Annotated in this window: 27 protein-coding genes; 13 read left to right on the forward strand and 14 right to left on the reverse strand. The window is 68.1% G+C overall.

Annotated elements, in window-relative coordinates:
* Window positions 1-124: 124 nt before the first annotated feature.
* Window positions 125-1,309, forward strand: a complete 1,185-nt coding sequence (locus tag ACIBQ1_RS24510) for a hypothetical protein (RefSeq protein ID WP_397280897.1) — start codon at window positions 125-127, stop codon at window positions 1,307-1,309.
* Window positions 1,310-1,403: 94 nt separating this feature from the next.
* Here ACIBQ1_RS24510 and ACIBQ1_RS24515 read toward each other — a convergent pair whose 3' ends face one another.
* The 4 genes from ACIBQ1_RS24515 to ACIBQ1_RS24530 all read right to left on the reverse strand — a co-directional run bounded on the left by ACIBQ1_RS24515 (window position 1,404) and on the right by ACIBQ1_RS24530 (window position 3,936).
* Window positions 1,404-2,093 (reverse strand): peroxiredoxin-like family protein, encoded by a 690-nt coding sequence (locus ACIBQ1_RS24515; protein ID WP_397280898.1) that lies wholly within the window; start codon window positions 2,091-2,093, stop codon window positions 1,404-1,406.
* 85 nt (window positions 2,094-2,178) lie between these two features.
* A complete protein-coding gene (locus tag ACIBQ1_RS24520) occupies window positions 2,179-2,637 on the reverse strand; it encodes an SRPBCC domain-containing protein (protein ID WP_397280900.1) in 459 nt (152 codons plus the stop codon).
* Window positions 2,638-2,664: 27 nt separating this feature from the next.
* Window positions 2,665-3,081, reverse strand: a complete 417-nt coding sequence (locus ACIBQ1_RS24525) for a nitroreductase family deazaflavin-dependent oxidoreductase (protein WP_397280902.1) — start codon at window positions 3,079-3,081, stop codon at window positions 2,665-2,667.
* A gap of 24 nt (window positions 3,082-3,105) precedes the next feature.
* Window positions 3,106-3,936, reverse strand: a complete 831-nt coding sequence (locus ACIBQ1_RS24530; protein WP_397280904.1) for an SDR family NAD(P)-dependent oxidoreductase — start codon at window positions 3,934-3,936, stop codon at window positions 3,106-3,108.
* Window positions 3,937-3,992: 56 nt separating this feature from the next.
* On the opposite strand from ACIBQ1_RS24530, the gene ACIBQ1_RS24535 reads away from it, so the two are divergent.
* A complete protein-coding gene (locus ACIBQ1_RS24535; protein WP_397280906.1) occupies window positions 3,993-4,568 on the forward strand; it encodes a TetR/AcrR family transcriptional regulator in 576 nt (191 codons plus the stop codon).
* Window positions 4,569-4,790: 222 nt separating this feature from the next.
* On the opposite strand, the gene ACIBQ1_RS24540 is transcribed toward ACIBQ1_RS24535, so the two are convergent.
* Together ACIBQ1_RS24540 and ACIBQ1_RS24545 are read right to left on the reverse strand one after the other, a co-directional pair.
* The gene (locus ACIBQ1_RS24540) at window positions 4,791-5,360 is read right to left on the reverse strand and encodes a ferritin-like domain-containing protein (RefSeq protein ID WP_397280908.1); all 570 of its coding nucleotides are present in this window, start codon (window positions 5,358-5,360) and stop codon (window positions 4,791-4,793) included.
* 27 nt (window positions 5,361-5,387) lie between these two features.
* Window positions 5,388-6,041, reverse strand: a complete 654-nt coding sequence (locus ACIBQ1_RS24545; protein WP_397280909.1) for an MIP/aquaporin family protein — start codon at window positions 6,039-6,041, stop codon at window positions 5,388-5,390.
* A gap of 384 nt (window positions 6,042-6,425) precedes the next feature.
* Between ACIBQ1_RS24545 and ACIBQ1_RS24550 the strand changes: the two genes are divergently transcribed.
* Together ACIBQ1_RS24550 and ACIBQ1_RS24555 are read left to right on the forward strand one after the other, a co-directional pair.
* Window positions 6,426-7,037 carry a redoxin domain-containing protein gene (locus ACIBQ1_RS24550; RefSeq protein WP_397280911.1) on the forward strand — a complete coding sequence of 204 codons (612 nt, stop codon included), beginning with the start codon at window positions 6,426-6,428 and terminating at the stop codon, window positions 7,035-7,037.
* 36 nt (window positions 7,038-7,073) lie between these two features.
* Window positions 7,074-7,928, forward strand: a complete 855-nt coding sequence (locus ACIBQ1_RS24555) for a cytochrome c biogenesis CcdA family protein (RefSeq protein WP_397280913.1) — start codon at window positions 7,074-7,076, stop codon at window positions 7,926-7,928.
* A gap of 204 nt (window positions 7,929-8,132) precedes the next feature.
* Here ACIBQ1_RS24555 and ACIBQ1_RS24560 read toward each other — a convergent pair whose 3' ends face one another.
* Entirely contained in the window at window positions 8,133-8,783 is a 651-nt protein-coding gene (locus ACIBQ1_RS24560) for a winged helix-turn-helix transcriptional regulator (RefSeq protein ID WP_397280914.1), read from the reverse strand.
* Window positions 8,784-8,929: 146 nt separating this feature from the next.
* Between ACIBQ1_RS24560 and ACIBQ1_RS24565 the strand changes: the two genes are divergently transcribed.
* From ACIBQ1_RS24565 to ACIBQ1_RS24575, 3 genes are all read left to right on the forward strand, one after another.
* Window positions 8,930-9,766, forward strand: coding sequence for a maleylpyruvate isomerase N-terminal domain-containing protein (locus ACIBQ1_RS24565; protein WP_397280915.1), 837 nt, complete (start codon window positions 8,930-8,932; stop codon window positions 9,764-9,766).
* Between the two features lie 535 nt (window positions 9,767-10,301).
* Entirely contained in the window at window positions 10,302-10,757 is a 456-nt protein-coding gene (locus ACIBQ1_RS24570) for a hypothetical protein (RefSeq protein WP_397280917.1), read from the forward strand.
* 1 nt (window position 10,758) lies between these two features.
* Window positions 10,759-11,253, forward strand: coding sequence for a substrate-binding domain-containing protein (locus tag ACIBQ1_RS24575; protein WP_397280919.1), 495 nt, complete (start codon window positions 10,759-10,761; stop codon window positions 11,251-11,253).
* Between the two features lie 35 nt (window positions 11,254-11,288).
* Here the strand turns inward: ACIBQ1_RS24575 and ACIBQ1_RS24580 are convergent, their stop codons facing one another.
* Both ACIBQ1_RS24580 and ACIBQ1_RS24585 read right to left on the reverse strand, forming a co-directional pair.
* Complete coding sequence (locus ACIBQ1_RS24580; RefSeq protein ID WP_397280920.1) at window positions 11,289-12,074, reverse strand: SDR family oxidoreductase; 786 nt, start codon at window positions 12,072-12,074, stop codon at window positions 11,289-11,291.
* Window positions 12,075-12,142: 68 nt separating this feature from the next.
* Window positions 12,143-13,003: an NAD(P)H-binding protein gene (locus tag ACIBQ1_RS24585; protein ID WP_397280922.1), complete on the reverse strand. Its 861-nt coding sequence runs from the start codon at window positions 13,001-13,003 to the stop codon at window positions 12,143-12,145.
* A gap of 122 nt (window positions 13,004-13,125) precedes the next feature.
* On the opposite strand from ACIBQ1_RS24585, the gene ACIBQ1_RS24590 reads away from it, so the two are divergent.
* Complete coding sequence (locus ACIBQ1_RS24590; RefSeq protein ID WP_397280924.1) at window positions 13,126-14,130, forward strand: Lrp/AsnC family transcriptional regulator; 1,005 nt, start codon at window positions 13,126-13,128, stop codon at window positions 14,128-14,130.
* A 299-nt stretch (window positions 14,131-14,429) separates the two neighbouring features.
* Here the strand turns inward: ACIBQ1_RS24590 and ACIBQ1_RS24595 are convergent, their stop codons facing one another.
* The 4 genes from ACIBQ1_RS24595 to ACIBQ1_RS24610 are packed head-to-tail and all read right to left on the reverse strand — an operon-like array spanning window position 14,430 to window position 17,470.
* The gene (locus tag ACIBQ1_RS24595) at window positions 14,430-15,248 is read right to left on the reverse strand and encodes a lysostaphin resistance A-like protein (protein ID WP_397280926.1); all 819 of its coding nucleotides are present in this window, start codon (window positions 15,246-15,248) and stop codon (window positions 14,430-14,432) included.
* Between the two features lie 30 nt (window positions 15,249-15,278).
* Window positions 15,279-15,644, reverse strand: a complete 366-nt coding sequence (locus ACIBQ1_RS24600) for a serine hydrolase domain-containing protein (RefSeq protein ID WP_397280928.1) — start codon at window positions 15,642-15,644, stop codon at window positions 15,279-15,281.
* Window positions 15,645-15,680: 36 nt separating this feature from the next.
* Window positions 15,681-16,367 (reverse strand): response regulator, encoded by a 687-nt coding sequence (locus ACIBQ1_RS24605; protein ID WP_397280930.1) that lies wholly within the window; start codon window positions 16,365-16,367, stop codon window positions 15,681-15,683.
* Window positions 16,364-17,470, reverse strand: coding sequence for a sensor histidine kinase (locus ACIBQ1_RS24610; RefSeq protein ID WP_397280932.1), 1,107 nt, complete (start codon window positions 17,468-17,470; stop codon window positions 16,364-16,366). Before ACIBQ1_RS24610 ends, ACIBQ1_RS24605 begins: the two co-directional genes overlap by 4 nt.
* A gap of 226 nt (window positions 17,471-17,696) precedes the next feature.
* Between ACIBQ1_RS24610 and ACIBQ1_RS24615 the strand changes: the two genes are divergently transcribed.
* From ACIBQ1_RS24615 to ACIBQ1_RS24635, 5 genes are all read left to right on the forward strand, one after another.
* Window positions 17,697-17,975 (forward strand): GMC oxidoreductase, encoded by a 279-nt coding sequence (locus tag ACIBQ1_RS24615; RefSeq protein WP_397280964.1) that lies wholly within the window; start codon window positions 17,697-17,699, stop codon window positions 17,973-17,975.
* 178 nt (window positions 17,976-18,153) lie between these two features.
* On the forward strand, window positions 18,154-18,729 hold the full coding sequence (locus ACIBQ1_RS24620) for an ArsR/SmtB family transcription factor (RefSeq protein WP_397280934.1): 576 nt from the start codon (window positions 18,154-18,156) through the stop codon (window positions 18,727-18,729).
* Window positions 18,726-19,385: an SRPBCC domain-containing protein gene (locus ACIBQ1_RS24625; protein WP_397280935.1), complete on the forward strand. Its 660-nt coding sequence runs from the start codon at window positions 18,726-18,728 to the stop codon at window positions 19,383-19,385. The genes ACIBQ1_RS24620 and ACIBQ1_RS24625 overlap by 4 nt, the downstream gene beginning before the upstream one ends.
* Window positions 19,386-19,508: 123 nt before the next feature.
* Complete coding sequence (locus tag ACIBQ1_RS24630) at window positions 19,509-20,162, forward strand: MFS transporter (RefSeq protein ID WP_397280966.1); 654 nt, start codon at window positions 19,509-19,511, stop codon at window positions 20,160-20,162.
* A gap of 47 nt (window positions 20,163-20,209) precedes the next feature.
* On the forward strand, window positions 20,210-20,455 hold the full coding sequence (locus tag ACIBQ1_RS24635; protein WP_397280937.1) for a hypothetical protein: 246 nt from the start codon (window positions 20,210-20,212) through the stop codon (window positions 20,453-20,455).
* 278 nt (window positions 20,456-20,733) lie between these two features.
* Here ACIBQ1_RS24635 and ACIBQ1_RS24640 read toward each other — a convergent pair whose 3' ends face one another.
* Window positions 20,734-22,059, reverse strand: coding sequence for a transposase (locus ACIBQ1_RS24640; RefSeq protein WP_397280939.1), 1,326 nt, complete (start codon window positions 22,057-22,059; stop codon window positions 20,734-20,736).
* Window positions 22,060-22,120 lie beyond the last annotated feature (61 nt).

Genomic DNA, 22,120 nt, shown 5'->3' on the forward strand with positions numbered 1-22,120 from the left:
AGTCCCACATTCGTTCCTCCGTAAGGAGTCCGTAATGACCATGAACGTCCCTTGGCGGGGCGAACGCGATCTACGCTCCATGCGCGGAACTAGATCACCGGTGCGCGAACGAGAGGAGACGGGGATGGCGGGACGGAAACGCGTGGCCGTCGGTTTGGCTGTGACGGCTCTCATCATGCTGACACCCACCCGGGCTGTCGCTGGAACGCCGGGCTGGGAGACGCTGCCCACTCCGAATTCGGGCACCGGGCACAATGTCCTCTTCGACGTGTCCGGCACCTCTGGCAGCGATGTCTGGGCGGTCGGACAGTACGAGGTCAAGCCGCATGTGCCCCGCTATGCGCTCTCCGCGCACTGGGACGGCACCGCATGGCGCAACATCGACGTCCCGATACCCGCGGGCAAGAACGACGTGGACCTGGCCGGGGTCGCCGCGATCGCGCCGGACGACGTATGGGCGGTCGGGACCGCCGGCACGACGAACGACCTGCGCATCGCCACCCTGATCACCCACTGGGACGGCGCCGCCTGGAAGATCGTCCCGAGTCCGAATGTGGGTGATGAGAACACGCCCAACCATCTGACGGCGGTCGCCGCCGCCGGACGGGACGACGTGTGGGCGGTCGGCTACGCCCACCAGAACGCTGTGAGCAGACCCATCGCCCAGCACTGGGACGGCCGCTCGTGGACGCTGGTACCGCTGCCCTCGCCGGGAGCGGGTCACAGCGTGCTGTCGGGGGTGGCCGCGCGTGCCTCCGACGACGTGTGGGCGGTCGGGTACGCGCCCAGCCGTACCAGTGGGCACCAGATCGAGCCGTACGCCGTGCACTGGGACGGCCGGTCGTGGACCCGCGTGGACACCCCGAACGGCGGCGCCAACGGCACCTGGCTGACCGACATCGCGGTCGGCCCGTCCGGCCAGGTGTACGCCACCGGTTCCTGGCGCTGGCGCACCTGGGCAGGCAGCCTGACCGCCAAAGCCGCGGTCATGCGCTACGACGGCACCCAATGGAACTACGTCAACGTGCCCTCGTTCGACATCGAGGGCACCAGCGTGAGGGATGTCACCATCGCTCCGGGCGGCGAGGTATGGCTGACCGGCTCCAGCCGCACCGGCGAGAATTTCGCCCGGCTGTCCGGCGGGACGTGGCAGCTCATCGCGGGCGCGGACCCGTCGGTCTGGGCAGGGCCGGCTCATGAAGGGCTGACGATCGCCGGGAACCGGGTCTGGATGGTCGGCTCTTACGTGCCTTCGAACGACAACGTCAACTCGCACACGTACGCTGAACGATCACCGGCGCTCTCCTGAACACCGGCGGCGACCGGGCCCGCGGTTCCCGGTCCACCAAACCGCCATGCACATGGTATGGAACACCCCACACGTCCAGAACGAACTTCGAAGATCAGCCTCCGGCTGGTACGGGTCGGTCGAGGACCGCGGTGATGGCGGTGAGGATGTCGGCGGGTTCGGTACGGGTGCTGTAGTCGGGTCGTACGTCGATCCAGGCGATGACGCCGTCGGCGTCAGTGAGGACGGCCGTGGGCATGGGCATGGATGTGGTGCCGTCGGCGTTTCCGGCGGCCACGTCGATGCCCATGGCCAGCTGTGCGGCGCGGGCGTCACGGCTGGGCGCGGTGATGATCCCCAGTTGCCGTGCGATCTGGTTGCCGGGGTCGGACAGTACGGTGAAGTTCAGGTCGTTGACCTGGCGCATCGACAGTGAGCGGTCGGGTCTTTGCGGGCTGATCGCGATCAGGGGGATGTCGAGGGCGGCCAGGGACGGCACGAGTTGCTGCTGGTAGGTGCGTAACACCAGGTTGCAGTAGGGGCACCAGTCGCCGCGGTAGAAGACGACGACGGCGGCCCGGCCGGCGCGGGTCTGCTCCAGCGTGGTCGCCCTGCCGTGGACGTCCAGCAGGTTGCCGTCGGGCATGGCAGAACCTGGGCGGAGGACTGTGCTGGGCACACCGGCCGTGTCCAGGTCCGCCTGCTCGGCGAGCAGGGCGGCGCGTACATCTGGCGGAATCTTCTCGGCGTGTTCGGCGATGAAGGTGGCACGTCGCTCGGCATACGTCTGATCTGTCGTTTTCACGTGATTCCCTTCGGTAATCGTGCATGGCGCATGGCTGCCGGGGCGCGGGGCGCGGGGCGCTGCCAGGGCGGAGGGTTGAGATCTGCTAGGCGTTGAGGGACTCGCCGGTTTCGAGCAGGGTCTTCAGGCCGCTCAGCACGCGCATCCAGCTGGGGCCGGCCACTCGGGCGGCGGTCTTGGGGGCGGCTTCGAGCCGGTCGTGCACGACGGTGAGCAGGCATACTCCGCTGTCGCCGGGTTCGATCTGCCAGGACACCCGGCTGGCCGGTTCGGTGGCCAGGTCGGGGTTGTACAGGCCGCGGTAGCCGACGACGAGCCGGTGGGGCGGGTCGGCGTCCAGGACGGTTTCGTCGCCCCAGAGGCTGGATCGATCCGGCGCGTGGTAGCGAAACGGCGAGCCGATGTCGCCGGTCGTCTCGACCAGGGCGCCGAACAGGTATCCGGCGCTGTATTCGGGCTTGGTGATGGCGTCCCAGATCTGCTGTGGGGTGGCCCGGATGAAGAGGTGGTAGGTCTGCGTGGCGGGTGCGGCCGTCGTGGTCACGGGGCTGCTCCTTGGCGTTGGGATGGCTCAGCCGGCGGGCTGGATGAGGAAGGCCGGGTGACGGTGCGCCTCGATGGTGTAGACCTGGGGCCGGTCGTCGGCGTCGGCGTCGAAGGCGTCTCGGACGAAGGGCACCAGGCCGTAGGCGCGGCGGTAGGCGCGCAGGATCTCGGGCTTGCGGTTGTCAGCTACTTCGATGAGCCGTACCGGGCGGAATCGGTGTCCGCGGCCCAGTTCGGCCTGGGCGTCGGCGCGGATGTTGTGGACCCAGTGGGTGTCGCCGAAGGGGGAGACGAGCCAGTGGTGGCCGTCGTGGCGCAGCGTGGCGATCGGGACGGTGCGGGGTAGTCCGCTGTGTCTGCCGTGGGTGCGCAGCAGTACCAGCGGTCCCATGGGGATGCCCCAGGTGAGGAGCAGGTGCGGGATGCGGCTGAGGCGGATCATCCGCGGTGAGAGGCGGGGGGGTGGTCACGGCTCGGCCGGGGCCGGGTCGCGGTCGGCGAGGTTACGAGCGGCCCGGCCGAGCATGCGGCCGTTCATTCGTACGGCCTGGGCGCGCGGCATGAGCCGGGTCATCACTCGCATCAGCCTTCCGGGGATGTGCATGGTCCGCTCTTTGAGGAAGGCCGTCATGAACTCGGCAACAGCCTTGTCGGCAGGCTGCGGGCGGATCGGAAGAGTCGAGCGGTCCAGGCCGAAGGCGTCGATGATCGGGGTGTCGACGTTGCCGGGCAGCATCACGGTGACGTTCACGCCGTCGGGCGCGAGCTCGTGGTGCAGGGCCTCGCCCAGGTTGAGCACGTAGGCCTTGGCCGCGCTCTCGTGTGCCATGTTCGGCAGGCCCTGCAGCGCGCCGTGCGCGGAGACCAGCACGATGCCGCCCCGGCGATGGGCGTGGCCGCGGGCTACCAGCCGGGGTGCGAAGGCGTGGACCAGGTCCAGATGGGTGACGGCGTTGAGGGTGAGACGGTCGTGCAGGTCGGGCAGTGATTGATCGAGCAGCCGACCCGGGCGGCCGCCTCCGGCGTTGGAGACGAGCAGCCCGACGTCGAGGTCTGCGGTCGCCTCCACGATGGCCGAGGCTCCGGCCGGCCGGCTGAGGTCGACGGTGACCACCCGGTGGGCGATGCCGTAGCGGCGGGACAGCGTTTCGCCCACTACGTGGAGCTTGTCGGTGGAACGGGCGGCCAGGACCAGATCCAGACCGGCTTCGGCGAGGTGTTCGGCGAAGGCTTTGCCGATGCCGGAGGAAGCTCCTGTGATCACTGCCCACGGCCCATAGGATAAGATTTCAACCACGATTTAGACTGTAATCTAGACTGCAGTCTAAACTCAAGCAGATAGGCTTTCTCGGCGTGAAGAACCCGCCCGCGGATCTGGCCCAACGCCTGCTCGATGTCAGCGAACACGTGTTGCACGCCGACCCGCCGCCCCGGCTGGAGGACGTCGCACAGCTGGTGGAGGCATCGCGCGCGACGCTGTACTACTACTTCTCCGGCCGGGAGGACCTGCTGACCTTCCTGCTCACCGCACATGCCAGACGCGGAGCCCAGGCGGTGCAGGCCGCAACGACACCCGGCGACCCGCCCGAGCCGCGGCTACGGGCGATGGTGTCTGCTCTGGCGGAGTATCTCGGCCACCACCCCGGAACCTGCGCCGGCCTGCTGGGCGCTCTGGGAGCTAGCGGACGGATGAGCGAGGTCCTCGCGGCCAACGACACCTGGATCGCCGGCCCGCTCCGCGATCTGCTCGCCGAGGGCCGCAAGACCGGTGCCTTCGCCGTCGACGACATCGCCGACGCGGCCAACGCCATGCTCGGCGGCCTTCTCCTGGCGGTCCTCGGCCGGTCGATGGCCGGAACTGACGCCGCCGACCCCACCTTCCGCCACCAGCTCACCGAACAGACGATCCGCGGCATCCTCACCCGCTGATCCGAAATAGGCCCCGTCCGTTCCGAAAGGCGTCCGCCTCCTCGGCTGTGGCCAGCACCACGTCCGCAGCCAGGGGAAGCGGGTCGGCAGGGCCCTGCGACCCGGTTGGCGCAGCGCGGTCATCTCTCGTGCACCGCCGCCGGTCCGGGTGCCTTTGAACACGCGCCGGACCCGCGCGGCGGCGCACGCCCACCACTTCAGCCACCACCCGGCCGCCGATGGTCACGCTGTTGGTTCGGTGCCCTTGGGAGTAGTGGTCAGACGGGCGAGGAAGGGAGAGCGGCCGCGGAAGCCGCGGTGGAAGCGCCCAGGTGGTCCTGTGCCGAGGAATTCTTCCAGCCACGCCATGTGTTCGATCTTCTCGTTGCGGATCGCCTGGGCTAGGAGATAGGTGCGTTGGTCTTTGCCTTCGGTGAGGTCGCACAGGCCGCTATAGGGGTGGACGGCGCGTCGTACGTCTTCGATGAGTGCCGTGACCGGATCCCGTGCGTCGGCGGCGCTGTCCTCCGGCCGTTCATGCCCGGTTTCCAGGAACTGCCGGATGTCCTCGGGGAGCCTTCCGTCCAGTTCGTAGACGCGGCCCACGAGCGCGTCGAAATGGTGTCGGTCCTCATCGTGGATGTCTTTGAGGATCTGCCGTAGTAGCTCATCGACGAAACCGAGCGGATGAACGGTCAGGATCGTGTAGCGGTAGACGGCGTTCAGCTCCGCTGCGGCGGCGAAGGTGAGGCGGTCGATCAGGAGGTTCACATCGACGCCCGCTCGCTCGACGACTTCGCGTGCGCTGATCATGTCTGCTCCAGGGTCGGCTGCGGGCGGTCAGGTTGCGGAGGGTTCCAGCGGGGTGCGTTCTTGGGGGTTGAGCGCGAGGAAGGCCAGCCCGGCCAGGGCGCCGCCCGCCAGGTCGGCCAGGAGCCAGATCCAGATCTTGGACCAGGCGAACAGTCCCATCCAGGCAGCGCCGACGGCGACGGCCGGGTTGAAGGCTCCGCCGGAGATGCCGCCGACCGCGAACGCGCCGGCGGCCACGGTGAATCCGATGGCCAGGCCGTAGAAGCTGTTGCCGGGATGGTCCCTGCTGGTGGCCGCGTTCAGCACCACGTAGGCGAGCGCGAAGGTGAACAGCGCCTCGGCCAGCAGCGCGACCATAAGCCCTCGCCCTGAGGGCGACAGCGCCGGCACGCCGCCGGGATTGACGATGTAGGTGGCGGTGAGCGCGGCGGGAACGCTGCCAGCTAGCTGGGCGATCCAGTACGGGACGGCGTCAGCCAGGCTGATCCGGCCGCGCAGCAGCACCGCCAAGGTCACGGCGGGGTTGTAGTGGGCGCCGGAGACATGTCCTCCGGCGTACACCATGACCATCAGGATCGCTCCGATGGCCACGGGCGCCAGGGGCGTCTTCGTCAAGACCGTGGTGCCGATCGTGAGGACCAGGAAGAACGTTCCGATGAACTCCGTGATGTAGCGGCGCATGGACAGTCCTCTCCGCTTGTGGGGCCGGAACCGATCACGCTCCGCGGCAGCGCATCCAGATCGTGCCATGCGCCTCGGCTCAAGAAATTGCGGGCTCCTTACGGACGCTTACGGCTCTTTACGGCTCGCGGAACCGGACATGCGGGCCTTGCCGGATGGCCCGGCGTCCGCTGCAATACGCACTCGGTCACTCCCATCCAGGCGCTGATCGGCATTGAGGCCGGCGGCAGGAGCGTTCAGGCAAGCGGCGGTGGCTTCGGCTGCCTGTCAATGCTTGAGGTGTGCGGGACGTGCCGCACCCGCGTGTAGCGGGTCGGGCGGGCCGTTGTCGCCGTCACCGGGTTGTAAGAAGTGACGCAGAGCAGCGCTTCTAGGCTGGACGGCATGTTCCGACCACGAATGGCGGCCGCCACGGCGGCAGTTGTCCTGCTGGCGGCCGGGTGCGGCGGCACGGGGCAGGGCGAGGCGGCGAGTGGCGCCGCGTCGGCTCCTGCGACCTCCACGGTGCCCTCCGCGCCGACGGTATCCCCGCCGGCCTCCGCCACGCCCGCGCCGGCAACGTCGCAGAAAGCGGCGAGCAAGGCTTCGGTGCCCGCCGTGCTGGAGTTCTCCGCCCGGACGTTGAACGGGGAGACCTTCCAGGGCGCGAGCCTGGCGGGAAGGCCGGTGGCCTTCTGGTTCTGGGCGCCGTGGTGTCCCAAGTGCCTTTCTGAAGCGCCCGCGGTCAAGGCCGCGGCCGGCAAGTACAGCGAGGTCACCTTCGTCGGGGTCGCGGGGTTGGACACCGAAGCGGCGATGAAGGACTTCGTCCAGCGCACCGGAACCGGCAACTTCGTGCACCTGTCAGACGCCAAGGGCGCGGTGTGGACGAAGCTGGGTGTCAGCCAGCAGTCCACGTTCGTGTTCATGAAACCGGACGGCTCCACCGAGAAGGCCTCGGGCCCGCTCAGCCAGGACACGCTGGACGGACACCTTCGCCAACTCCTCGGCCGGTAGCTCTTCCATGTCCGCTTCCATCCCGCAGGAGCATGCATGAGCGTCGCCGATCTGCCGCTCGCCCTGGCGCTCACCGCCGGCACCGTGGCCGCGTTCAACCCGTGCGGCTTCGCCATGCTGCCCGCCTACCTCACCCTGCTGATCAACGATGAGGAGAGCACGCGCCGCGGGCTCGTCGCACGGGCGCTGCTGCTGTCGGCGGCCATGACCGCCGGGTTCGTCACGGTCTTCGGCCTGTTCGGGCTCGTGGTCACCGCGCTGGCGGTGTCGGTGGGCGGCTACCTGCCGTGGGCGACCATGGGCATCGGCGTGGTCCTGGTCGGGCTGGGCCTGTGGTTGCTGTCCGGCCGGGAGCTGCTGCTGCGCCTGCCGGGGCTGGCCACCGGCCGCCCCACCACCTCGCCGCTGTCCCTGTACGGCTACGGGCTGTCGTATGCGCTGGCCTCCCTGTCCTGCACGGTCGGGCCGTTCCTCGCGGTCACCTCGGCCTCCCTGTCCGGCGGCGGGCTGCTCGGCGGCGTGGCCGCCTTCGCAACCTATGCCCTCGGCATGGGACTGGTCATCACCGTGCTGTCGCTGACGGTGGCCTTCGCACGCGCCACCGTGGTCGCCAGGCTGCGGCGCCTGCTGCCGTACGTGTCCAGAGCCAGCGGCGGCCTGCTCACCCTCGCCGGCCTGTACGTCCTCTACTACGGCTGGTACGAGCTGCGCGTCTTCGCCGGAGCCGACGCCAACGACCCGATCGTGAACACCGCGACAGCCGTACAGGCCACCATCGCCGGCTGGCTGACAGGGCTCGGCACCGGCTGGATCATCGTCGCGCTCGCCCTGCTCGTCATCGGGGCGCTCGCACTGCGCAAGACACGACGGCGCGATCAGGTCCCTGAATGACGCCGCCGGAGGGTGTCAGGGATGTCCGCTGAACCGGCGCGTCAGGACCACTTGAAGGGTCCCGGTAGCACGAAGAAGTTCCGGTCGGATATAGCCGCGACCTGCGATGATGCCGAGGCGGGTTCGTTCCCCACCGACGGCACCGCTGACCCCCACCCGGCCTTGGCGTGCTCTACCACCCTTGACCAGCTACAACGCTGACCCTCAATCCCTTTGCGCCGTATCCCGGCCGCCCCCCTTGAAGAGAATGCGTGCGGCAGCTTCATCGCCTTCGACGTCGACGAGCCCACGGGCGTCGTTGAGGGTGAGCGCACCCGCTGCCAGCCCGAGGACGATCGAGGCGTCAGCGCGCACGACAGCATCGAGATCGCCGCCTTTATGCAGGGTCACTTCGATGCCCGAGCGCGTCGCCCGCAGCTGGAGCAGCCGGCCGTCGACCGCGATCCCCACCGTCGATGCCTGGTGTGCGGCCGCCCTGCCAGCGAGCAAGGCCCGCAGTCCGACGACGAGCCATTCGGCGTGGAAGCGGTCGCCGCCTGACCCGCGCGCCATGAGCGGCGTGGACCAGCGGATAAGGCCCTCGATCGGCTCCCGCAGCTCGGCGCCCCACGGGGTGAGGGCGTACACGATGGCGTTGCCCTCCTCGGCCAACCGCCGCTCGACCACTGCGGCGGTCTCAAGGTCGCGGAGACGGTCGGTGAGCAGGTTCGTGGCCACGCCAGGTAGCCCATCGAGCAGCTCGCGGTAGCGGGCGGGAGCGATGAGGAGTTGGCGGACGATGAGCAGATTCCACCGGTCGCCCACCACATCGAGCGCCCGGGCGAGACCGCAGTACTGGCCGTAGCTCCGACTCATGGCATTACTTTACATTCTCAAGCCTGCCTGACAATATCCAGCACATCGCCGGTAGGGGTGCGGTCATGGCTGACCCAGGAAGGCTCGATGACGGACACCCCTACCCCCAGGCGAGCCCCGGTTCTGACGCCCAGGAAGGTACTGACATGGTCCCGACTGCGACGCACAGCGGTGCACCCGACACCATGGCCCAGGCTCGTGCGGCATTGCGGGACGTTGTTCCCAGCCTCGTCGCACTTGTGCGGAGCGTCCCCGACCCCCACTCCGTTTCAGTCGGTACTTGGACGGCGGGCGAGGTTGCGGCTCACCTGGCTCATGTTTTTCGCTTCGACACCGACGCCGTCGCGGGAAGACCGGTCCCGGACGCCACGGTGACGACGGCGGGAATGGCCGAGGCCAATGCGAAGATGCTGGCCGAGGACGGCGAACGGGCCCCATCGATACTCGCAGATCGCATCGGCACGCTGGCAGACGAGTTCGACGACATCGCGTCGCGTTCGCGAGTGGCCTCCGTCGATTGGCTGCAAGGCGCCTGCCTGCCGCCGTCGGCGGTGGCGTGTCACCTGCTCGAGGAATGCCTGATCCATGGCCATGACATCGCCAGAGCCACTGGGCGCTCGTGGCCGATACAGCGTCACCACGCTCTACTCGCGGTCGAGGGCGGCGTGCTTCCGCTCATCGCGGCTCTGCCGCCCACGGCCTTGGTGAACCAGGAGAAGGCCCGATCCTTCCGAGCTCGCTTCGACCTGCACCTGCGTGGAGGCGGCCGCACATTGATGATCTTCGACCACGGTTCGTTGACGCTCGATGCGGGGCGCGCACGCGACGTTGACGCCCACCTGTCTGCCGACCCCGCGGCTCTCATGCTGGTGTTCATCGGCCGACAAGGAATAGGGAAACCGCTTCTGGGAGGAAAGCTCGCCGCTTGGGGCCGTCGGCCCTGGAAACTCGCCCGCATGCTCACCGTCATCAGCCCCCCGTAGGGGTTCGTCGGACGACCGTTCCACGGCGTCATGGCCGCCGCCCAAACCACCGGCTGACCGCGGGAAAATTGTCGGCCGATCCTGGTTGACCATACCGCCTGACCACGGTGAACTGGGAGCGCGAACCCGGGGAGAAGGTCGAGGAGTTCCTCGCGGCGCTGCTGCTCAAGCACCCGCACGGCAACCGGATCACGCTGGCCATACCCGCTGACTCCCACGCCGCCCGGTGGACCACAGGGTCACGAGCCATCCCGCACCAGCAGCATCTGATCATCGTCGGGGGTCGAGGCTCGACTCGTCGGTGGCCGGCGCCACGGATGGGCCAACACGCTGCGGAGCTCGGCCAGCGTGAGCCCTTTCGGCCGCCCCCTGTGAGCGAACTTTTGCGAATCGATCCGGAGGCGGGTGCAATCAGCGCCGCCTGTCATCCGTCCGTAGGGGTAGCAAGATGACAAGACGAGGTCGCAAAGGAGCGGCGTCATGGCTGCTGAACCTCTTGTCGGCCGGCTGATCCAGGGCGCCATCGGCGGCGTGGTTGTCCGGCCTGATCTTCGCCGGGGTCACGATGTTGTTCGCCTCGACCCAGCCGCCCGGCAAGGCCGAGATGCCCCTGCACATGATCGCCAGTATCGTCCAAGGCGGCAAGCAGGCCATCATGGCCGGTCAGACCAGCATCTGGGTCGGCCTGGCCGTCCACCTGGTGCTGTCGGCGGCCTTCGGTATCGTCTTCGCGCTCATCGCGCCGATGCTGCGCACCAACGGCACCGCCGCCCTGATCGGCACCGTGTACGGCGCGCTGCTGTACGTGGTCAACTTCCTCGTGCTCTCCCCGCTGCTGTTCCCGGTCTTCGGCGACGCCAACCAGCCGTTCGAGCTGTTCGCCCACGTGGTGTTCGGCACGGTGCTGGCGTTCTTCTTCTACGGATCTGGCGTGCGCCGCGGCGAGGGTTTCCTGGCCATCAGGCTGGGCGAGCGGGCTCCGGTCCAGTGACATGAGCGGGGGGCAGGAGCGGTTCCTGCGGGCCACCATGCCCGCGGCGGATGTGGTCTTCAACCTGGCCCGCAGGCTGACGCCGTCGGCGGCCGATGCCGAGGACCTGGTACAGGAGACCTACACCCGGGCGTGGGCGGCCTGGATCGACGGCCGCCGCCCGCGCAACGCCGCCCCATGGCTGGCCACCATCTGCCTCAACGCCGGCCGCGACCGGCTGCGCCGCACCGCCACCGATACGGAGGTGCCGATGCCGCCCGGCCTCCGGGTCCCCGACGACGTCCGCCTCATCGGCTACGACGACATCTCCGAAGCCGAGTTCATGGTCCCCGCACTGTCCAAAGTGGCACCGGATCACCAGTGGATGGCCGAGAAAGCCGTCGAACTGGTGATCAAGCGCATCCACACCCCCCTTCGCCAGGCCGGCCAGTACATCGCCCCCTTCGAACTCGTGATCCGCGAATCAACTCACCGATCTGCGACTCGCCCGCAGTAGCCGGGCCGACAGCTGTCATCACGGAGATGGTTCTGTCACCAGGGAACCAAGACGTCGGTCAGGTTTCCGACGGTGCCAGCGACGGTGCCGGTGAAGGTTCCGGTCCGCCCGCCTTCCGGAAGGGTCGCAAGGCGGACGGCGACCAGCGCACCCTGCTCGGGCGTGCGATCGCCTTCGCCGTCGTTCATATCGGTCGCCACCCGGCCCGGGCATGCGGCGTTGACGAGGATGCCGGTATCGCGCAGTTCATGGGCGTACCGAATGGTGAGGGCGTTCAGCGCGGCTTTCGATGCGCTGTAGGCGGCGTACTCGGGAAAGAACCCGGGCGGGAGGTAGCCCCCGGGGTCCGGGGCGCCGCTGCCGACGGCAAGGGAGCCGAGCGTGCTGCTGAGGTTGACGATGCGTCCCGCCTCGGAGCGCCGCAGCAGCGGCAGCATGGCGTTGGTGACCGTGATGACCCCGAAGACGTTGGTCTCGAAGATCGGCCGTACCTGGTCCGCTGACAGCTGGCTGGGGAGCCGCCATTCGCTGATGATCCCGGCGTTGTTCACCAGCACGTCGAGGCGGCCGCTCTCCTGCTCGATTCGCTTCGCCCCGAGCAGGACGGTGGCTTCGTCGGTGGTGTCGAGTTGCAGGGCGTGCACGTCCAGGCCCGCGCCGCGCAGTTCGCGTTCAGCTGCCTGCCCGCGCTGGAGGTCTCGGCTGCCCAGGTAGACCGTCATGCCGAGTTCGGCGAGCTGCTGGGTGATGGCCCGGCCGATCCCCCTGTTGGCGCCGGTGACAAGCGCGATACGTGCCTTGGTGCTGGTGCCCGATGTCATATTCAGACCGCCTTGGTGTAGAGCCGAGCGGAGTTGGGAGTAGGCAATGAGCAGGAGTGGCCGTGCTGTCAGCCCTGGAATGCGGCACTGTTTTCGGAGACCCACTGGGCAAAGGCGAGCGCAGGGCGCCCGGTGACGAGCGGCACGGTGTCGGTGATCCGCCGGGTGCGGTGCACAGCAGCGGCCAGGTCGCCGAGGACGGCATCCGCGATCTCCCCCGGCAGCCCTGAGGTGATCATTGCGGCGCGGGCATCCTGCGGGCTGATCTCCTCGAATCGCACCGGACGCCCGGTGACCTCGCCGATGATACGGACCCGGTCCCTTTCGGTCAGCCATTCGGGGCCGGTCAGGCGGTAATGCCGACCTGTGTGGCCGTCCTCCAGCAGCGCCCGCACGGCCACGGCGGCGATATCCCGCTCGTGGATCACCGCCGTGGCGGCCTCGGCGTAGGCGCCGCGCACCACGTCGCCGGCCCGCAACTGCGCCGCCCATTCGAACAGGGCATTGCCGGCGAAGTCATCGGGCCGCAGCGCCGTCCATTCCAGGCCCGATGCCTCGACCATCTCCTCCTCGGCCCGGTGCTTGCGGGCGACGAAGCCGGGCTGTGCGTCGTGAGCGGCACCGTCGCGGACATAACCTGACGACAGCAGAACCACTCGCCTGACCCCTTGCCGTCGGGCCAGAGCGAGGAATTCGGCGACATTGTCGCCGAGGGCCACCGTGTTGAGGAAGACGGCGCTCACCCCGTCGAGAGCGTCGGCCGCCTGCATCGGGTCGCTCGCCAGGTTGGCGACGACCGGTTCGGCGTCGTCCGGGATGGCTGCGGCGCCGGCGTCGCGGGTGAGTCCGCGGACCTTCGCGCCCTCCTCGAGCAGCTGACTGACGACTTCACGGCCGACATTTCCGGTCGCACCGGTCACGAAAAACATATGCACTCTCATTCGTTTCGTACGGACGGGACCGCAGCGTGGTCCGGTCAATCTGCCGGATAAGGTAGCCACCAGGTATCGATAGGCACCGGAGTCGGAAGAGAAGGCGAGGACATCCGACATTGGATGGCGATATCAGCACGAAATTCGACAGCAAGCATCAGCGCTGGGACGAGCTTGACCATCGGCTGCTGCAGGCGCTGGAGGTCGACGGCCGGGCTCCCTTCAGTCGGCTCGCGTCTCACCTCGGCGTCTCCGACCAGACGATTGCCCGCCGCTACCGCAGGCTCGCCGCGGAGATCGGCCTGCGGGTCGTCGCGGTACGGGACGCCGAACGGCTCGGCCAGACCTGGGTGCTGCGGCTGCGCTGCGCCCCCGATGCGGCCAACGCCCTCAGCAGGGCATTGGCTCGCAGGATCGACACAGCATGGATCGCGCTCACCTCCGGCGGTACCGAGGTGGTGTGCGCCATCCGGTTCCGCACCCGGGGCGAGCACGAGGAGATGATCCTCGGGAAACTGCCCAGAACCCCGAGCATCATGGAGATCCGCGCCCACCAAATACTGTGGCGATTCTTCGGCGGAGCCAACAGCTGGCTCGCCAAACATCTCCCTGAAGCCGCCACCGATTTCCCCGCCTCTCGGGACTCCGCTCCGCTACCGCCCGAACCGATCAGCCCCGAGGACGAACCGCTGGTCAGGGCACTCGAAAAGGACGGGCGTGCCACCCTCGCCGAACTCCGCAGGGCCACCGGTCACTCCGAAGCTGCGCTGCGCCATCGCCTCGACAGGCTCCTCACGACCGGATCGCTCTACATCGACGTCCAATACGATCAGGCCGTTCTCGGCGGCACTGTCAGGGCCATTCTCTGGATCACTGCCGCACCCGCAGCCCTCGACCAGGTCGGCCGTGCCCTCGCTGTTCACCCCGAGGTGACCTTCGCCGGTGCCATGGCCGGCTCCTGCAACCTGATGGCCTTCATCAACTGCCGCGACAGCACTGCGATGTACCGCTATCTGAGCGTCACGCTAGGTTCGCTGGAAGGGGTCCAGCACGTCGAAACGGCCCCTGTCCTCCGGCTGGTCAAGCAGCTCACCTACGACGAACACGCGCCGAGCGAGCAGTAGTCGTCGCGCGCCACACGAGGGCTGGGAGCAGACTGAGGTTTTCTCAGCGACTTTCACGCGATCCTTCGGTGCTCGAAGTGGGTGAGAACGAGCGCGGCTTTGGCGACGTCGCCGATTCGGCTGGGGCTGAGCGTCAAATGTTGCAGGACGCGCCAACTGGGGCAGGTCGCCGAACTGGCCGCCACCGTTGTCCGCTACTCCTGGAGGTGGTCCATTGAGCAGGTTCGCGAAATCGAGGACGAAGTTCTGGCTTGGGCATACGCAACGGGATAACGGCCAAACTCGAGCAAGGAATCAACCTAACCTTCAATAGACCCGCGGACGAGCTGCGCCCGGCTCGGGCGCATCAGCCACACGGCAGCGGCGAGCGTGAGCACCCAGCCGATCACTTCGATGAGCAGGTGATCCGTTGCGTTGGGGACGGATTGCAGCAGGTACACCCGGACGCTGTTGATCGCTCCGTGTGTCAAAACCGCGGGCCAGACACTCCCCGACTGCCAGCGAAGTGCAAGCAACAGCGGCGCCCATGGCAGCATGCCCGCGTAGTAGATAACGATGTCCCAGGGTGATCGATCACCGATGACGGCGAGGACCGGCAGGTGCCAGACGATCCAGACCAGACCGCTGACAAGGGCCAGCGGCCAGAATCCCCATGACGCGGCGCGCGTCGCCAGCCAGCCGCGCCAGCCGAACTCTTCGCCGATGGCGAAGACCGACTGCATGAGGAAGACCGGAACGATCCACATGGTCGCCGTGAAGATCTGGTCAAGCGGGTTGAGCGGCCAGATCCCCAATGCCAGTGCGATGGCGGTTTGGATCGCGGCGATCGCGGCGATGAGGCCGATGCCGATGCCGGCCCACTTGGGTGTGCCGCGCCACCTGGTGGCGAACGTCTCTCGGAACGTTCCGGGTCGTCGGGCAAGCCACATGATGATCGCTGCGAGCAGCGGGGTCTGTTGCATGATCGGAGTGATCAGGTTGTAGAGGTCCGTCGGGACGAGCCGGAAGACCATCGGAACGGACAGCGCGAAACACAGCAGGACGGCGATCGCGAAAAACCACGTGACATCGATAATTGTTGATCTGGATGAACTGGAGCGCGTGGGGGACGCAGTCATGATGACATCGTTTCGTGCGGGCTCGAGGATCTAGCTCGAGGAGCGTACGGTGATCTTGGTGTAGCGCGGATCGGCCATCTTGAACTCGGGGAGAACCTTGACGACCAGGTCGTCCACGGAGAATCGGCCCGTCAGCAGCATGATCGCCGTCGCCGTCATCGACTTGCTCAAGGACGCGATACGGAACGGCGTCCGGGGCGTCACCGCGTTGTCGTCCCCATCCCGGCCGCGGACGATCGTCTCGACGGACGACCCGTCGAGCACGGCAGCTGCGACGCCCGGCGTGCCGTAGACGGAGCGGTAGTCGTCGATCAGCTCCTGGTCACCGGCATAGGCCGGGGCTGTCCAGCCGACGAGCATGACGACGCTGAGAAGTATGAGACGTAGGAAACGCACAATCTCGAAGCTAGACCGGGCGGAATCGGTCCGGCCTCACCCGAAGGGGTGAACCCGGTACCGCCCGTCAGGATGGAATTCGTGGCGAGCGACAAGCCCGTTCTCGTAGGCGTAGATCACCACGTGCACGCGGTCACGCAGGTCCAGCTTCTGCAGGATGGCCCGGACGTGCGACTTCACCGTGTTCTCGCTCAGCACCAGTTCCGCGCAGATCTCACTATTGGATCTGCCGCGGGCGAGCAAGCCGAAGATCTCGGCCTCGCGAGGGGAGAGACCGTCCAGGGCTGCCGTCCGCCACGTCGGCGCCTGCCGTACGAGATCAAGGACAGTCGCGGCGACCCCCGGGGCCAGCGCCGACGCGCCGGAGGCGACGTCACACACGGCCTGGGCCAGGGCGGCAGGCCGAACTTCCTTGGTCAGGTAGCCGCTCGCGCCGGCCCGGATGGCGGCCACGACCAGCTCGTCGTCATCGAATGTCGTCAGCATGAGCACCCGGGTCTCCGGGGCGATCCTGACGATCTCCGCGGTGGCGGCGACCCCGTCCAGGCGGGGCATGCGGATGTCCATCAGCACCACGTCGAGGCGGTGTCGCCGGACGACCTCGATCGCTTCGCTGCCGTTCGCGACGTCATGGGTGACGTCGATGCGGTCGTCGGCGGACAGGACGGTGCGGAGCGAGGCCCGCAACAGTTCCTGGTCGTCGACAAGCATGACGCGGATCATGCGCCCTCCTTCGTGGGGAGCCGCGCTCGCAGCACCCAACCGTCGTGCCCGTCGTCGATCGACAGGGTGCCGCCTGCCGTACGCACTCGTTCTTCGATTCCCAGCAGGCCGGTTCCTGAGCTGCCGACCTCGCGACGAGCCTTGCCGCCGTTGTCGCGCACCTCCACCACCAGCTCGGCCGGGGTCCAGGTCAGGCGGACCGTCACCTCGACCGGGGGGTCGAGGTGACGCAGCGCGTTGGTGATGCCTTCCTGCACGGTGCGGACCGCTGCCACCTCGGCGCTGAGGCTGAGCCGTCGTCGCTCACCTACCTCATCGAATGTCACGGCGTGGAGGGGGCTGACCGCCGAGGCCACGAGATCGGGGAGGGCATCGAGCGAGATCGGAACCTCTCGGGTGACCGGGCCCAGCGTGGCCAGCATCGCGCGCAGGCCCTGGTGGGCGTCCCGGCCGGTCTCGGCGATGTCGCCGAGCTCGCGGCGGGTCATCGGATCCGTCGTCGTCACGGCCGCCGCCTCGATCCGCGCGACCATGACGGTGACGGTGTGGGCGATCACGTCGTGCAGGTCTCGGCGGATACCGGCCCGTTCGTCGGCCACCGCTGCGGCCAGCCGTTCGCCCTCGGCTCGCCGGGCTGCCTCCCGCCTGCGGCGGATCAGCAGGGCCGCGAGCCACACGCCGCCGACCGCGAGCAGCAGCAGCCCGCCTTCGACCAGCCGGGAGGCGCTGTCAGCGGGCAGCCGGGTCCACGCCACGAGCTCGGTGAGGATGATCCCGAGTACGGCCACGGCCAGCGCGGCCACCGAGGACCTGACCGGGACCCGCATGGTCAGCAGCCACAACGTCCAGGGGAAGCACAACGCCGATGGCAGCATGGTCGGTGACCAGCTCAGGAAAGGCGTCGTGACCAAGACGAGCATGCCAAGCGCACCGATCGCATACCCGGTCCACGGCCGCCTGGGGGCCATCTGCGCACCCGCATGAAGGAGTACGGCGGCGCCTGCCAGGGCCAGGATCTGCCACAGGTCCGCGCCGAGGAACCGGACGGCCACCAGGGTGAGCACGGACAGGAGAGCCATGACGACGTGTGCCACCACGGTCATGGTCGTCGCCTCCCGATGGTTCGTGGTCCTGGCTTGACGTGCCACAGGATAGCGAGCGTGCGTACGAGCCAGAGATCGCAAACCGCTGGGGCCCCTTGCAATCTTCGTCGTTGCTCCGTGACAGCAGGGTCAGCGACCGCATCAGCACCGTGACGGTCCCCCACCAGGACGCCGCGCGATCGCCGCCGCCTGCTCGAGGGGGAAGGCTCAGCCGCCACTCGGCGACCTGGTCGCCAGCGAGCTCGTTCCGGGGGAAGGCGCCGACGTGGAGGCGGCGGTCATGGCCACGGTCGACACCTACCATCACCCCACCTCGACCGCTCCCATAGGCATGGTCGTCGACCGGCTCGGTTCGGTGCGCGGCGTGCGTGGCCTGCGGGTGATCGACGCGTCGATCCTTCCCGATGTGCCGTCGGCGGCGACGAATCCGACGGTGATCACGGTGGCCGAGCACATCGCGGAAAGTCGGGTTGAGGGAGAAATCGATCTCGTACGGCGTCGCTAGCCCCGCTTTCCGCACGTTGCCACTGCTGACCTGCGCTCCTCTGGCCCGCACTTTCGATAGCGGCCCCTTGGGAGGAGGAGCGGGAAGCGGTGACTTCGGCATGCCTGGGTGGCGCGTGCCCGCGCGTGGAACTCATCAAGCATTTGACAAACGGAATTTTCAAATCCACTATGCGACCATGGGTGAGAAAGTCGATGTGGTTCGCGGATCGCTATCTCCCCTGCGCCGACGGGTGCTGGAGGAGCTGCGTGAGCCGGCATCTGCCACGACGGTCGCCGCGCGGCTGGGGGAAAGCCGGCAGAGGGTCAACTACCACCTCCGCGAGCTGGAGAAGGCCGGGCTGGTCGAGGTGGTGGAGCTGCGCCAGCGGCGCGGCCTCAAGGAGCGGGTGGTGCGCGCAACCGCGCGCACCGTGGTGGTGGCACCGGAGGTGGTCGGCTCTCCCTCCCCCGCCGAGCAGGACCGCTTCGCGGCCGACACGCTCCTGGCCGTGACCGCCCGCGCATTCGGCGACGTGGCCGAGATGCGCGAGCGGGCCGTGCAGGAGGACAAGCGGCTGGTCACCTTCACCATCGAAACCGACGTGGGCTTCGCGGAACCGGCCGACATCAGCCGATTCGCCACCGACCTGGCCGCCCGCGTGGCCGACCTGGTGGCCTCCTACGACTCCCCGCAGACGGCTCGCCGCTACCGCCTGATCATCGGCGGCCACCCCACCCCAGCAAGCGATCAAGAACGGGAGGACATGCCATGAACGACAGGAAGCGTCCGATCGTCGAGCTGACCATCAACGCGCCACAGGACGCGGTCTGGCGTGCCGTCAGCACGCCGGAGGGACTGCACGAGTGGTTCGGCTACGACTACGACCCGAGCCACACCGGCCCTGCCAGGCCAGCCGCGGGCCTCGCCGATGAGATCCGGTCCTTCATCGACGACTCTGAGCTGCAACCGCCCGAGCGGGTCGCCTTCGACGATGGCACCGAACTGACCCTGACCGCCGACGGCACCCGTACGGTGGTCCGGCTTGTGGTGCCCGACGTGGAGGGCGCGAGCTGGAAGGACCTGTACGGCGGAGTCGCCGAGGGATGGCGGTTCTACCTAGAACAGCTCCGCTTCTACCTGGACAGGGCCCCATCAGGGCGCCGCCGTACCGTCTACCTGGCTGGCCAGGCCACCGGGGCGCAGGTGACCGAGATCGTCGGCCCGGGCACCCCCTGGCACGAAGCGAGCATCGTGAACGACGAGGGCCACCTCATCTCGGTCGGCGCCGACCCCGCCGATCCCCAACCTGCCCAGGTCAACGTCATCGTCAACACCTACGGCCTGGACGACGACGCCTTCGCCGCACTGCGCGACCAATGGACCGCCCGCTGGCAAGCGACCGTCAAGGACCCCGAGGTCATCCCGTAACGCCGGGGAGTTGAGAGGACGTCAGCAGGGCGCTATCCCCGGTTTCGACGTAATTGATCGTCAGCGGAGATCTCGTGGATCAATGTCGAGGAGGTCTTGGAGGCGAAGTTGGAGGTCGGTGAGTTGTGGAATGGCCGGGGGCGACTGGCCGGTGCCGGGGATGAGCCGGATGCCGGCCAGCGCGTCGAGGATGAGCCGTCCGGTCGGGATGGCAGGCCGGCCGGCGTACAGCCCGTCGACCTTGGTGGCGCCCTGGCCCGATCGTCGACGGTTCGCGGGCGGCCACGCGGCATCTCATCGAGCGGGAGTGTCCTGCCGATGGCGGCGCTCATCCTGACCGCCGGTGTCTTCGGCGACGTACACGGGCGCAAGAAGGTGTACATCGCGGGCCTGGCCATGTGCGCAGCCGGGGCCGCGCTGGCCCTGTCCGCCGGCTCGATCGCGATGGTGTGGGCCGGGCAGGCACTGTCCGGTCTGGGCGCCGCCGCCCTGCTGCCCACCACGCTCGCCCTGATCAGTCACGCGGTCCCCGACCCGCGAGAGCGTGGGCGGTTCATCGGCCTGTGGGCCACCTCCCTCATGACCGCGCTGGCCTGCGGCCCCATCATCGCCGGAGTGATCCTCGACCACGCCGCCTGGCGCTGGATCTACCTGCTGCCCATCCCCATCTCACTGATCGCCCTGGCGGTCGCGGCCCGACTGCTGCCTGGCTCCCGCGCCGCCGGCACCCGCCGACTGGACTGGCCCGGCCAGCTCACCGCCTGGCGGCGATCCTGATGTCACAGTTCGTCGCGCGATTGATGCACAGAATCTCCGCAGGCCTCGTGATCACCGGCCTAGTGGTCACCTCGGGCGCGCTTCTGACTTTGACCACGCTCGCCACCGACACCTCCTACGGCTCCGTGGCTTGGCGGCTCGTCCTGCTCGGACTGGGCATGGGCACCATGATCACCCCGATGACGGCCACTGCCGCGGCCGCCGTGCCGTACCAGCTGGCCGGCATGGCCGCCGCAGGAAACAGCGCCTTCCGCCAGGTCGGCGCCGCACTCGGATGCAGGAACAGCAAGTAGTGCCCGAGCAGATGGAAGATGATCTTCGTTAGCGTGGAACACATCTGGTTTGGAGTGGGCATTGCTCGAGGTCAAGAGGGTTTCGTCGGTGCCCCTACAGCCCCTCGGCATGCCTGCATATCTTGAGCGTGCCATCTGAGCAGTTGCTCAAAGTAGCTTGAGCGCCCGCTTAAACCACGGAGCTGGAGATCCAGTGTGTTCAGCGAACCTGCAGATCGGACGCAGTGGCCGAATATTCGAGCCCCACACGGTCCCTCGTGTTTCGCAGTTGTGGGTGATCATGTTTCGGCTGCGGCCCAGGCTGCGAGGACGGCCTGGGTTTCCTCCGGTGTGGCCTGGTAGGGGGCTTGGGGCCGAAAACGTTCGGCGATGATGACGCGGCGGAGCTTGATCACCATGTCTTCGAAGGACGGTTCGGTCTTGGTGGTGTACCAGCGGGCTCGTGCCCGGCGCTCGGCGGTGTCGGCGGGGCTGTGGCCGCTCATGGCGTACCAGAGGATGGCCAGGCTGAGGCAGATCATGCCGAACGGCACGGTGCGTTCTACCGCCAGGCGCGTGCGGTTGCGGGCCTGGCCGACGCCGAGGCTCTGGCGGGCGTCGAAGAAGGCGACCTCGATGCACCAGCGGGCGGCGTAGCGGGCGATGAGGTCTTCGGCCGGGGAGAGCAGGTCGGTAGTGATCAGAGGCAGGCCATAGCCGCGATCGTCGCCGTCACGGGTACGGGGCAGGGCATCGCGGACCAAGATAACCCGGACGGTCTGGGTGTGGAAGGAGCCGTACCACAGACACGTTGTTTCGCTGATCTGCACGGTGTCGGTGCGTCCGTAGCGGCGTACGCGGGTCGTGCGCCAGGTGCCGGCCGCGGCCAGGTCGGCCGGGGTTCCCAGACGGGCTCCTTTGGTGCGAGGCCGTCCGGACCTGCCGGTTCTGGGCGGGGGCAGGGCGTGCAGGACCGAGGTGACCGTCAGCCGGGTGGTCCAGGTGATCACATCGTCCAGGCCGCACAGATGTTCACCGGCGTAGGCCGCATCGCCGACGGCGTGCACCATTCGGGTGGGATAGCGGGCGGCGATCGCCTCGACCATCTCCCGCGCGAATGCGATCTTGCCGGTGCGCTTGGGACGCCACAGCCGGGCCAGCACCGGCAGGCAGAGCGGTCGGGATAGGAACGGTAGTTGCACGATGATCCCGGCGACCACCCAGCAGTTGCCGAACCCGATCGGTTTGGGCCCTTTGGCCGCGCCGTCGTGATGCCAGGCCGTCCCGAACACCTTCTTGCCCGAGCGTTTGAACAGGGTGTCGTCGACCACCACGATGATCGCCGAGCCGGGCGGCAGCAGCCGGGTCACGGCCAGATCGCACAACGCCAGCCCGAGGGCGTCGGTGCACCAGCGAGCGGTGGAGAAGAACCGGTGCGCGCGACAGTGATGCCAGGCTCGTTCCAGCCCGGCACCCAGCAGCATCCCGCACACCGTCCGGCGTCGTGTCTGCGCGATCAACCCCACCACAAGAGCAGCGAACGAGCGATGACCCGGTGCGGTGAAACAGGACCGGAACACCGCCAACAGCGCGGCCAGCGAGAGTAACGTGCCATCTGGGAGCATCGGCGGATCACCTTCTACCAGGGTGTTACAGACACCGTCGATGCTCCTCCGACATCTCCAC

The organism is Nonomuraea sp. NPDC050153 (assembly GCF_044460125.1).
GTDB lineage: Bacteria > Actinomycetota > Actinomycetes > Streptosporangiales > Streptosporangiaceae > Nonomuraea.

Excerpts from the sequence above, each read along its gene's own strand:
- ACIBQ1_RS24510 (WP_397280897.1), top strand. The coding sequence starts at position 125 with ATGGCGGGACGGAAACGCGTGGCCGTCGGTTTGGCTGTGACGGCTCTC.
- ACIBQ1_RS24525 (WP_397280902.1), bottom strand. The coding sequence starts at position 3,081 with ATGATCCGCCTCAGCCGCATCCCGCACCTGCTCCTCACCTGGGGCATC.
- ACIBQ1_RS24540 (WP_397280908.1), bottom strand. The coding sequence starts at position 5,360 with ATGATCAGCGCACGCGAAGTCGTCGAGCGAGCGGGCGTCGATGTGAAC.
- ACIBQ1_RS24545 (WP_397280909.1), bottom strand. The coding sequence starts at position 6,041 with ATGCGCCGCTACATCACGGAGTTCATCGGAACGTTCTTCCTGGTCCTC.
- ACIBQ1_RS24550 (WP_397280911.1), top strand. The coding sequence starts at position 6,426 with ATGTTCCGACCACGAATGGCGGCCGCCACGGCGGCAGTTGTCCTGCTG.
- ACIBQ1_RS24555 (WP_397280913.1), top strand. The coding sequence starts at position 7,074 with ATGAGCGTCGCCGATCTGCCGCTCGCCCTGGCGCTCACCGCCGGCACC.
- ACIBQ1_RS24560 (WP_397280914.1), bottom strand. The coding sequence starts at position 8,783 with ATGAGTCGGAGCTACGGCCAGTACTGCGGTCTCGCCCGGGCGCTCGAT.
- ACIBQ1_RS24565 (WP_397280915.1), top strand. The coding sequence starts at position 8,930 with ATGGTCCCGACTGCGACGCACAGCGGTGCACCCGACACCATGGCCCAG.
- ACIBQ1_RS24575 (WP_397280919.1), top strand. The coding sequence starts at position 10,759 with ATGAGCGGGGGGCAGGAGCGGTTCCTGCGGGCCACCATGCCCGCGGCG.
- ACIBQ1_RS24580 (WP_397280920.1), bottom strand. The coding sequence starts at position 12,074 with ATGACATCGGGCACCAGCACCAAGGCACGTATCGCGCTTGTCACCGGC.
- ACIBQ1_RS24585 (WP_397280922.1), bottom strand. The coding sequence starts at position 13,003 with ATGTTTTTCGTGACCGGTGCGACCGGAAATGTCGGCCGTGAAGTCGTC.
- ACIBQ1_RS24595 (WP_397280926.1), bottom strand. The coding sequence starts at position 15,248 with ATGACTGCGTCCCCCACGCGCTCCAGTTCATCCAGATCAACAATTATC.
- ACIBQ1_RS24605 (WP_397280930.1), bottom strand. The coding sequence starts at position 16,367 with ATGATCCGCGTCATGCTTGTCGACGACCAGGAACTGTTGCGGGCCTCG.
- ACIBQ1_RS24610 (WP_397280932.1), bottom strand. The coding sequence starts at position 17,470 with ATGACCGTGGTGGCACACGTCGTCATGGCTCTCCTGTCCGTGCTCACC.
- ACIBQ1_RS24620 (WP_397280934.1), top strand. The coding sequence starts at position 18,154 with ATGGGTGAGAAAGTCGATGTGGTTCGCGGATCGCTATCTCCCCTGCGC.
- ACIBQ1_RS24625 (WP_397280935.1), top strand. The coding sequence starts at position 18,726 with ATGAACGACAGGAAGCGTCCGATCGTCGAGCTGACCATCAACGCGCCA.
- ACIBQ1_RS24640 (WP_397280939.1), bottom strand. The coding sequence starts at position 22,059 with ATGCTCCCAGATGGCACGTTACTCTCGCTGGCCGCGCTGTTGGCGGTG.